This window comes from Vibrio sp. 1727 (genome assembly GCF_033344415.1).
In the GTDB taxonomy this organism is placed as follows: domain Bacteria; phylum Pseudomonadota; class Gammaproteobacteria; order Enterobacterales; family Vibrionaceae; genus Vibrio; species Vibrio alginolyticus.
Map to the genome: position 1 here is coordinate 1 of NZ_JAWPOT010000224.1, position 238 is coordinate 238.

A 238-nucleotide genomic window follows, 5' to 3' on the forward strand; every position below is an offset into this window, starting at 1 on the left:
TTTCGTTATCCAGTGCCTCTGAAGGGGGCGAGCTGGCTGGATAAATCAGTACTTGAGTATTTTGCTCCATCTCAACATCAGCTTGGATTGCACTGGTATCACTTTGATCAGCCGTTGCTACCGCCCATCGTTCACACTTTGGATAACCAAGCGGATAACGATGATTTCGTGTTGGTGTATTTACCGTTTGAGTCGATTGAGGACATCTGCGACCTGTTGTTCCACTTTAATCAGCAGA

Annotated in this window: 1 pseudogene; it reads left to right on the forward strand. The window is 46.2% G+C overall.

Annotated elements, in window-relative coordinates:
* A pseudogene (locus R8O10_RS24905) lies at window positions 1-238 on the forward strand (glycosyltransferase); the annotation flags it as partial.